Source organism: Pedobacter sp. HMWF019 (assembly GCF_003061025.1).
Lineage (GTDB): Bacteria > Bacteroidota > Bacteroidia > Sphingobacteriales > Sphingobacteriaceae > Pedobacter.
In genome coordinates, this window is sequence record NZ_QAIL01000295.1 from 1 (window position 1) to 9,267 (window position 9,267).

The window sequence follows — 9,267 nt, forward strand, 5'->3', positions numbered from 1 at the left end:
GAAGGATGCCTCCATAGACCAGATCTTGGATATATCGTTTAAAGACCTGCCCTTAACTTTTACCATCGTTAATAAAAATAATATTGTAGTAAAAAATAAAGAAGAGTCTCTTGCAGACCGGGTGAAGAAATTTTTTTTACCACCTGTAAATATTGTTGGTAAAGTTACCGATGAAGCAGGAAAGCCATTGTCTGGTGTTAATGTTTTGAACAGAAAAACCAAAAGGGTTGCCATCACTAACGGAGAGGGTACGTATGTTATCAAAGCGGAGAAAGGAGATCCTTTGGTTTTTAGTTTTATAGGTTATAAAACTAAAGAGGTAACAGCAGGCGATGGGAATTTGCTAAATGTTGCTCTTGAGCCTAGTGTTTCTGACCTTGATCAGATTGTGGTACTTGGTTATTCACAGCGTAAAGCATCTGAACTGACAGGCGGCGTTCAAAGTATTAAGGGCGATGTATTGCGAAATGGCGTGTCTGGCGTAAATACTCTGGCGATGCTTAAAGGAATAGCAACAGGGCTTTATATCGTGGAACAGGGAGGAAGTGTAGCCACCAGGGGGCAGGTGGTGATGCGTGGGCAAAGCAGCTTTAATGATGCATCCAATACCAATTACGGCCCTTTGATTGTGATAGACGGTGTCATTACCAACGCGTCCAGTTTGCAGGATATTATAGATCCCACCGATATTGAAAGCGTCAATATTCTTCGGGATGCCGCGTCCACTGCAATTTACGGATCTCGCGCTGCACAGGGGGTAATTATGGTGGTAACCAAACGGGGGAAGGAGGGAAAAGTGAATATCAACCTTGGTCTTAATTACGGTAAGGTACAAAACAACCGTTCTGTGCGCTTTATGGATACAGAGGAGGCTACCACCCATATTCGAAAGTCTATGCAAGCCCTGTATGCAGGTACAGCTTCCTTGCGTAATTTGTATCCTGATTTTGATCAGTACTATAATAAAACGCGCACTTTTACAGATGCTGACCTTGCCGTAAATAACCAATGGGACAACAGCGCTTTTTTTAGTGATGGCCATCAAAGTGATGTTAATTTGTCGGTTTCGGCGGGTACAGAAAAAACAAGGATTTACACATCGTTGAACTGGAACAGACAGGATGGAACTTTACTGGATGACAATGTGAACAGAAAAGCACTTCGCATAAATCTTGACCAAAAGATCAATGAGAAGCTGAGCTTCAGTTTAAATACCAATGCACTTTTAGACAAATATATTGCAACAACCAGCGAGAATCAGTACTATCTGTTTGAACCCTGGGTTTCTTCAAACTATTCCAATGGTGCTTTGGCAGATTCAATACCGAATTATATCTACAGAGCTTCCGGATCCCGGCTTACCCAATACTATGACAATCCATTATATTCCCATACTTACAATACCTCAGTAACCAATCGCATGAATCTGATGGGAACCGGTACTTTAAAATATAAAGTTTTGCCATGGCTAAGTTTTCAATCTTCCAATACGATTAATTACACAGATAACAGTGTCAATTCTTATAAGGATCCACGAACATATCGAGGAAGGTATGATGGTTCGGCTTCCAACCGGATCTATATTAATGGATCTCTGGTGCTTAACGATACAAAAAGCAGTTATTTCCTGACTTCCAACTTGATCAATATCAATAAAACATTTGGAGAACACCAGCTGTCTGCGGTGTTGGGACAGGAGTATGGCAGAACACATGCTGAAACTGTGGCCACATCAGCTTATAATACGCCTTACCCAGGAGAGCGGAATCTGGGCGCTTTTTTAACTTATGGTACTTATATCAATAAATTACAGGGAACTATTGCTACGCCTTCTTCGGCAGCACCTGTAGATAAAGCTTCCTTCTCGGTTTTTAGTCAGATCGATGACAGTTATAAATCCCGGTATTTTGCATCGGCTTCTATACGTCGTGATGCGTCTACCAATTTTGGGCTCAATAATCGTTATGGCACATTTTATTCCTTAAGTGGTGGATGGCTAATCTCCAAGGAAGATTTTATGAAAACAATGAGGCCGGTTACCAATCTAAAATTAAGGGCTTCTTATGGTACTTCCGGAAGAGAAGCAGGAGCAGACTATCTGAATTTTTCTACTTATACAGATGCTGTATATTATAATACGACAACGACAGTAGGCTCTACGATCAGTAAACTGGGCAACGATAACATTACCTGGGAAACTACCTACAGCACCAATTTGGGCTTGGATATTGGTTTATTTAATCGCATTAATCTGAGTGTAGATGTTTACAACCGGGATAGTAAAAACCTGTTGCAAAATGTACAGTTGCCAAGTTATGTTGGATTTGCCACGCAGTATCGAAATGTAGGTACGATCAGAAACCGCGGGGTGGATATCCAGCTGTCTACAGATAACATCAAGTCTAAGGATTTTAGCTGGACCATGGCTTTTAACATCAGCTTTAACAAAAATAAACTGGTGGCAATTAAAGGAGATTCTTTACTGGATGGATTTACAGGTGCGTACTACAGGTATATTGGTGATGACATCAATAGCTTAAAAGCCATCAAATATGTTGGTGTGAATCCGGATAATGGCCGCCCTTTGTTTGAACGAGTAATGGCCAATGGAAATGTTCAGATTGTAGACAGCATTGCGCTGGTAAAAAAAGATGGACTAAGGGGTTTTCAGAATGTTGGAAGTGCAACACCTAAGTTTTTTGGAGGATGGACGAATAATTTCAGGTATAAAAATTTCAATTTAAGTGTACTGCTTAATTTCTCCTACGGCAATAAAATCCTGAACAATTCTCTAAGAAGTTTTATGGATCCAACGGCTTGGCAGGCCGGGTTTAATATACCTCAACCAGATAATTCTGTACGGTTCTGGCAAGGTCCCGGAGATACAAATGCCAATTACCCTAATTTCTATGATTTAGCTTTTAGTCAACGGGGAGCTTTAAACATCAACTCTTCACTTCTGTACGTTGATGCCAGTTATATTCGGCTTAGAAATGTTCGTTTAGGGTATGATGTCCCTTCTTCCTTGCTTAAAAAGCTTCGGATCGCCTCATTAAATGTTTACGCCAGTGCTGATAATGTATTTGTGATCAAATCAAAAGATTTGTTTGCAGCTGACCCCGAAGGTGCTACCATTGGAGGTACATCTAACGCTTACAGTGGGACAGGTATTGCCAGTGGTATGCCAAGAAGATTTCTGATCGGTTTGACTGCAGGGTTTTAATCTACAGGATTTGAATATTAAACTAAAATAGACTCCAATGAAACCATTTTTATTTTATACAAAATATATGCTGGCCATGCTGGTTCTGATGGAACTCTCTGCTTGCAAAAAACAACTTGATGCACTTTCTCCGCATAATGTGAATTTCGAAGAGCAGCAATTTTCCAGTCCAAACGGTTATACTAAGGCAACAATCGGAAATTATACCGGGTTGTATTCGGCCTATGAGACACCCTGGTTTAACATTAGCGAATACAGAGGCAATAATGTAAAAATTATTGATGTAACCTCTACCAACAGCAATGCAAATACCCAAAACATAGATGCATTTAATTATACCAATTCAGAGTCTAAAGATTTTGGTTTGTCTAATGCTTTCTGGTTTGCTTCTTATAAAGCTTTACTTGGGGTAAACCTGGTGCTTAAGAATGTTTCGGCAACGGAAACAAACCCAGTGATTTTGCAGGCAAAAGCAGAGAATCTGTTTTTGAGGGCTTTTATTAATTTTAATTTGTTGCGGGTGTATGGAAGACCTTATTATCAGAGCCCCGAAACAAATCCTGGCATTCCTCTGATCCTGGAGCCTTTGAGTTTAAGTTCTACCCCTCCGGCAAGAGCGAGTGTTAAAGACTCCTATACACAGATCATTAATGATCTTAATCAATCTATTGCCTCATTTAAAACAAAAGGAGCGAATAGCTTTGCAAGCAAATACGCTGCTTTTGCCTTGCTTTCCAGGGTATATCTTTACATGAGTGGTACTTTGACCCAAGCCAATGTCAGTAACGCTAAACTTGCCATACAGGCGGCAGATTCCGTGGTGACAAACGGAGGGTACAAATTACTTCAGGCAAATGCCTATGCCAGCTATTATTTGGCAAGCAATCAGGGGAATACAGAAACCATATGGGCAGTTAACCATGAAGCGAGCACAACTTCTTTACCCATTTTATTGATGCAGCCCCAAGGCACGTATGTTGGGCTTTATTCTACAGGTCAGGTCAAACCTTCTCCAGATCTATTGGGCTTGTTACAGTCTGGAGATTTAAGGAAAAACTTCTATTACACAGATATTTATCCAGGCAATACCACAGACCTGTTTAGTACAGGGAAGTTCTTGTACCGGTATTTCAATGGGGTGAATGGGGTATATTATTCTTATGCACCTTTTCACCATTTAAGACTGGCGGAGGTCTATTTGAACCGCGCAGAAGCAAAAGTTAAAAATGGAGATGATGCTGGTGCTTTGTCTGACCTGAATGTCATTCATCAGCGTGCTGGTCTGCAACCTCTATCTGGTTTAGCGGGTCAGGCACTGTTCAATGCTATTTTGCTGGAGAGGAGACTGGAGCTTGCTTTTGAAGGACATAACAGTTATGACTATTTCCGTAACGGTTTACCGATGGTCAGGAATTATAACTCCTTTAATTCTCCGGCGCTAACCATTAATCCTACAGATCCAAAAGTTGTCATGAGGATTTCCCAGGATGTATTGATCGAAAACCCTAACATGGTTCAAAATCCACAATAAAATTATATACCGATAGCTTCATAACCTTTAAAAATCAAATGATATTCTGATGAAAAAAACAATTTACATTCTTTTGTTCCTGCAAAGTGCCGGAACAATGCTTTTTGCTCAGCAGAGCGAGAAGCCATTTACCCTGAAAGGTACAATCAGCGGAAAATCTGTAGATTCTGTAATTTTGAGTTACCGAAACGGAGCAACGAATCAAAATATTACGGAATCAAAAGCCATTTTAAATGGAAGCTTTTCTATTTCAGGAAAGATTAAAGGACCAGTGTCTGCCAGGATCCTTTTTAAGAATACAGGAGAGGAGATTTCCCGTCAGCAATATTGGGAAAGGACCCGCGAGATTTATATTGAACCAGGAACAATTCAGGTATCCGGGGAATCTGCTCCCTTAGAGAAACTTAAGATCACCGGATCCAGGACTCAGCAGGAACTGGATGAACTTAATTTAAAGATACAGCCCATTCGTAAGGAAATGGAGCCTATTACAGATGCACTGAGCAAAGAAAAAGACCATGAAAAAGCAGCAGAAATCAGAGACCGGCTTGAACCTTACAACAACAGAATTAAAAAAGTAACCTATGATTTTTTTGTGGCGCATCCAAACTCGTATGTCACCTTGGATATGATGCGGTTTTATGTGTCGAGAATGGGCTTAGATTCTGTAAAGCAGGTGTATAACCGCTATAACGCAATCGCAAAAGAAAGCGCTCAGGCTAAACTACTTGCCGGAGAGATCAAAAAGATCGAATCTGGTTTACCAGGAAGTACTGCTGCAAATTTTACGGCCAGTGATATGAATGGCAAATCTTTATCTCTATCCGATTTTAAAGGTAAATATGTCATTGTTGATTTTTGGGCGAGCTGGTGTGTACCCTGCAGAAAAGGCAATCCGCATTTGATAGAAGTGTACAATACCTACCATACTAAAGGATTGGAGGTAATTGGTATTTCCGATGACGACCGCAACCCTGAGGCTTGGAAAAAAGCTGTGGCTCAAGATCAGATTGGAATCTGGCACCATGTGCTCAGGGGCTTAAACATGGAACTCAGAATGAAAAATCTACCAAACCCACAAGATATTTCTGAAAAATATGGTATTAGTTCACTTCCTACAAAGATCCTGATTGATCCTACAGGAAAGATCATTGGCAGGTATGGGGACCATAATGGAGGAACTGAAGAAGATCTGGATAAAAAACTGACTTCAGTTTTTCGTCTTTAGTTTGAATTGAAGGACAGTAACCCAGAAAAGGGGGCTGTCCTTTATAATTTTGTTTCATAAAAATCCTGGAGCATATCAAATTCCCCTTTGCGGGCAAAGTTAGCTTTTTCCAAAACACGCTTTGCAGCTGTATTTTTCCGGTTAACCACTGCTCCGATACTTGGTATTCCCTGTGCCAATATTTCGTCAACTATTGGAGGCAGAATTTGCGTCATAATATAGCATCCGGTAGCGTTACTGCTTAGATAAAACTCTATAAAATGCGGATATTTACTGATGACATAGAATTCTTTAGCAACTTCGGGTGAGATCAGATTGATAATCCCAACTACCTTGTCTTGTTTCTTATCTGTAATAAAGTGTACATAATTTCTACCCGAATGATAGTTAACGACCATGGTTTGCAGAAAGATCTCTGCTTCTTCCAAAGAGTTTAATCGTTTTTCCGGAATATATTTCAGGGTCTGGTCATCCGTTAAAATAGAAAACAAATCAGCAACAAGTTGTTCATACCTTTCCAGGTCATCCGGACGAAACGGGTGGATCAGCAGTTCATTATTTTCATAAAAAATGGGCTTCAGCATAGAATTTAAAGGTCATTGGTAGATTGCCAAAATAAACAAATTCTATGGAAACCCATGGGATAAATGACAATACTTATTATCCCTGTTTTCTTACATATTTAGTTAGGATAACGATCACCTGACCTTCAATTTTTCCTTCGATCTGGTCGGTATTGTTTTCCACCAGGCGAATATTCTTAACCACTGTACCTAATTTTGCGCTGAGTTGAGCGCCTTTAACATCTAAAGTTTTGGTTAAAACAATAGTATCTCCGTTTTGAAGTACCCCACCAATGGAATCCCGGTGCAGTTCAATAGGATCTGTATCATTATCAAGACCGCCAGCTGCCTTTGCCCAGGCCAGTCTTTCCTCGTCAAGATACATCATATCCATATTATCCATAGCCCAGCTTTCATTGCTAAGTCTGTTCAGCATACGCCATGAAACTACCTGTACAGCTGGTACATCGCTCCACATGCTGCCGCTAAGACAATTCCAGTGTTTGCTGTCCAATTCTTCTTTCCTCTCAATCTGGTTCAGGCAGGTGGTACAAATCATCATGCAGTTGTCTTCATTGCTACTGGATTGAGGAGGTACTTCATAAAGATGGAGTGGCTCACTGCTTTGACACAATTCACATTTATTTTCACTTCTTTTAAGCAGGTGTTCTTCTAGTCTCATTTTTGTTCTGTTAGTTCAAAGCCGCGAATATACTAGAATTCCAGACAAGTAATCTTTCCATCCATGGTGGTTGCGATCAATCTATTGTCTTTGAGGAAGGATAGAGGATTTACCAATGCATTGGAAAGTTTATGGATCCAGGCCAGTGAGCCATCTTTACGGTTAAAAGCGTAGATGTTTCCAGAATTACTCAATCCAAATACCAGGCCATCATATTCCTGAACTAAAGAAGGCGAAATTTCATAACCCATATTTTTGCCGCTTTTCCATTTTACATCCATCTCATTTGCTTGTGAAGAAATACCCAGTACGTCACCGTCCATAGTTTTTACGTAGACGAGGCTACTATCTGAAGAAATTCCCATCGATTCCCTAACCCTTACTTTGGGATCTCCTTTGCGCCAGATCAGGGCTCCCGTCGTCGCATCGAGGCAGGTCATGTGGCGGTCAGGTGCTACAATAAACAGCCTGTTTCCGGTGATAACCGGAACACAGGAGGCAGGGGAGAACATGCGATTGGTATAACCATCATTCCAGCGCCAGATCAATGCACCGGTATTTTTATTCAGGGCATAAAAAGAATTGCCCCAGCTGCCAAAATAGACCTTGCTATTTTTTATAACTGGTTTACTTTCAGTAAAGCCCTTTACTTCGTTGAATTTCCAGATCAGTTTTCCTGTGCGTAAGTTGTAACATCTGAAATGTCCATCCGAACTGCCGCAAAATACTTTATCGCCATCAATTACAGGTGAAGCAACGATCGGTTTATGCGATGCGGCTTTCCAATTGATTTTTCCAGTAATATTGTCCAGGCAATAGAGATATTTATCTGTGCTTGCAACCACTATAGAGTTTCCTGCTGCATCAGGTGTACTATATATTTTTCCACCTGTTTTTATGCTCCAAACCTTATTACCACTGTTTATGTCATAGGCTTTGATCCAGCCATCCGTATTGGTTACGATAACATGCTGTCCTGAAATTACTGTTCCGGAACCTATGTCACTGTCATCTTGCAGGCTCCAAACCTTTTTGGTACCGGGATATTTTTCGTTTACTTCAAAATTGGGTCGTGGATATTTATCCAAAGTGGTAAAGTCCCTTGGATAGAGTTTTGCTGTTGCCCAGGCATTTGGATTGGTAGCCATACCGGGCTTACGTTCATTATAAAATACGGAATCTTTGGTGATGGTTACAATATTATAGCCACCAATAGAATCTTTCGCGCGGAGGTTTGAACGCCCCATGATTCCGGGGATACCTTCAAAATAAAACAAATGATTGTTGTGACCATGACCGCAAAGGATGAGTTGAATGTTGTGGGTTTTCAACCGGTCAATGCTTTCATACCAATTGTTCAGAGAGGAATCCTGAGGATAGTGGTTCACAAATATAATAGGTGTGGATTTCGGAGTTGCTTTAAGAACGGAATCCAGCCAAACAATGTTCTCCCGTGGAATTTGCCCGGGACTCATCCGCATATTTGGACCGCAATTGGTACCCAGAAATAAAATGCCATTGTGTTTAAAAGAAAAGGTCTCCGAACCAAATACTGTTCTGAAACTATTGCCACCACTTTCTGACCAGCACATATCATGATTACCTGGAATAATGTACCAGGGTTTGTTCAGTTTTTTTAAAATTGATTTGGAAAGCCAGAGTTCTTTGTCTGCACCAAATTCAGTCACATCACCAGTGAGTACTACAAATTCAAGTTCAGGGTTGTTGTTGATGTCATGTACAGTGCGTCTTAAATCCTCTGCACCAGTTTCGCTACCCACATGTGTATCGGTTACATGTGCAAATTTCCAGGGTTTGTTTTGGGCACTAACTTCGAATAGTATCGAAAATAGAAATCCTGTAATAATGAGTATCTTTTTCATGTCGCTAACAATAATACCAATACCATTTATAATAACAGGGATGTTTGGTGTAATTATTTTGTTTCGAACAAATAGAATTTATAGGATAAATTATCTGCTTTCTAATGTGTCAGGATCTGGAAGTGATTTGACTTTTTAAAGTATACTAACTTAGTAG

Annotated in this window: 6 protein-coding genes; 3 read left to right on the plus strand and 3 right to left on the minus strand. The window is 40.4% G+C overall.

Annotation, left to right across the window (positions count from 1 at the left end):
• The 3 genes from DBR11_RS16840 to DBR11_RS16850 all read left to right on the plus strand — a co-directional run.
• The coding region (locus tag DBR11_RS16840) for a SusC/RagA family TonB-linked outer membrane protein (RefSeq protein ID WP_146186563.1) at positions 1-3,223 on the plus strand (3,223 nt) is incomplete at its 5' end.
• Between the two features lie 37 nt (positions 3,224-3,260).
• Entirely contained in the window at positions 3,261-4,754 is a 1,494-nt protein-coding gene (locus DBR11_RS16845; RefSeq protein ID WP_108553816.1) for a RagB/SusD family nutrient uptake outer membrane protein, read from the plus strand.
• Between the two features lie 49 nt (positions 4,755-4,803).
• On the plus strand, positions 4,804-5,982 hold the full coding sequence (locus tag DBR11_RS16850; RefSeq protein ID WP_108553817.1) for a TlpA disulfide reductase family protein: 1,179 nt from the start codon (positions 4,804-4,806) through the stop codon (positions 5,980-5,982).
• 41 nt (positions 5,983-6,023) lie between these two features.
• Here DBR11_RS16850 and DBR11_RS16855 read toward each other — a convergent pair whose 3' ends face one another.
• The 3 genes from DBR11_RS16855 to DBR11_RS16865 all read right to left on the minus strand — a co-directional run bounded on the left by DBR11_RS16855 (position 6,024) and on the right by DBR11_RS16865 (position 9,110).
• Positions 6,024-6,566 carry a GNAT family N-acetyltransferase gene (locus tag DBR11_RS16855; protein ID WP_108553818.1) on the minus strand — a complete coding sequence of 181 codons (543 nt, stop codon included), beginning with the start codon at positions 6,564-6,566 and terminating at the stop codon, positions 6,024-6,026.
• A gap of 76 nt (positions 6,567-6,642) precedes the next feature.
• On the minus strand, positions 6,643-7,227 hold the full coding sequence (locus DBR11_RS16860) for an alkylphosphonate utilization protein (protein WP_108553819.1): 585 nt from the start codon (positions 7,225-7,227) through the stop codon (positions 6,643-6,645).
• Between the two features lie 32 nt (positions 7,228-7,259).
• Complete coding sequence (locus tag DBR11_RS16865) at positions 7,260-9,110, minus strand: PQQ-binding-like beta-propeller repeat protein (RefSeq protein ID WP_108553820.1); 1,851 nt, start codon at positions 9,108-9,110, stop codon at positions 7,260-7,262.
• Between the last annotated feature and the right edge of the window lie 157 nt (positions 9,111-9,267).

What these genes read in the sequence shown, in the direction of transcription:
- DBR11_RS16845 (WP_108553816.1), top strand. Translation starts at nt 3,261, where the DNA reads ATGAAACCATTTTTATTTTATACAAAATATATGCTGGCCATGCTGGTT.
- DBR11_RS16860 (WP_108553819.1), bottom strand. Translation starts at nt 7,227, where the DNA reads ATGAGACTAGAAGAACACCTGCTTAAAAGAAGTGAAAATAAATGTGAA.
- DBR11_RS16865 (WP_108553820.1), bottom strand. Translation starts at nt 9,110, where the DNA reads ATGAAAAAGATACTCATTATTACAGGATTTCTATTTTCGATACTATTC.
- DBR11_RS16850 (WP_108553817.1), top strand. Translation starts at nt 4,804, where the DNA reads ATGAAAAAAACAATTTACATTCTTTTGTTCCTGCAAAGTGCCGGAACA.
- DBR11_RS16855 (WP_108553818.1), bottom strand. Translation starts at nt 6,566, where the DNA reads ATGCTGAAGCCCATTTTTTATGAAAATAATGAACTGCTGATCCACCCG.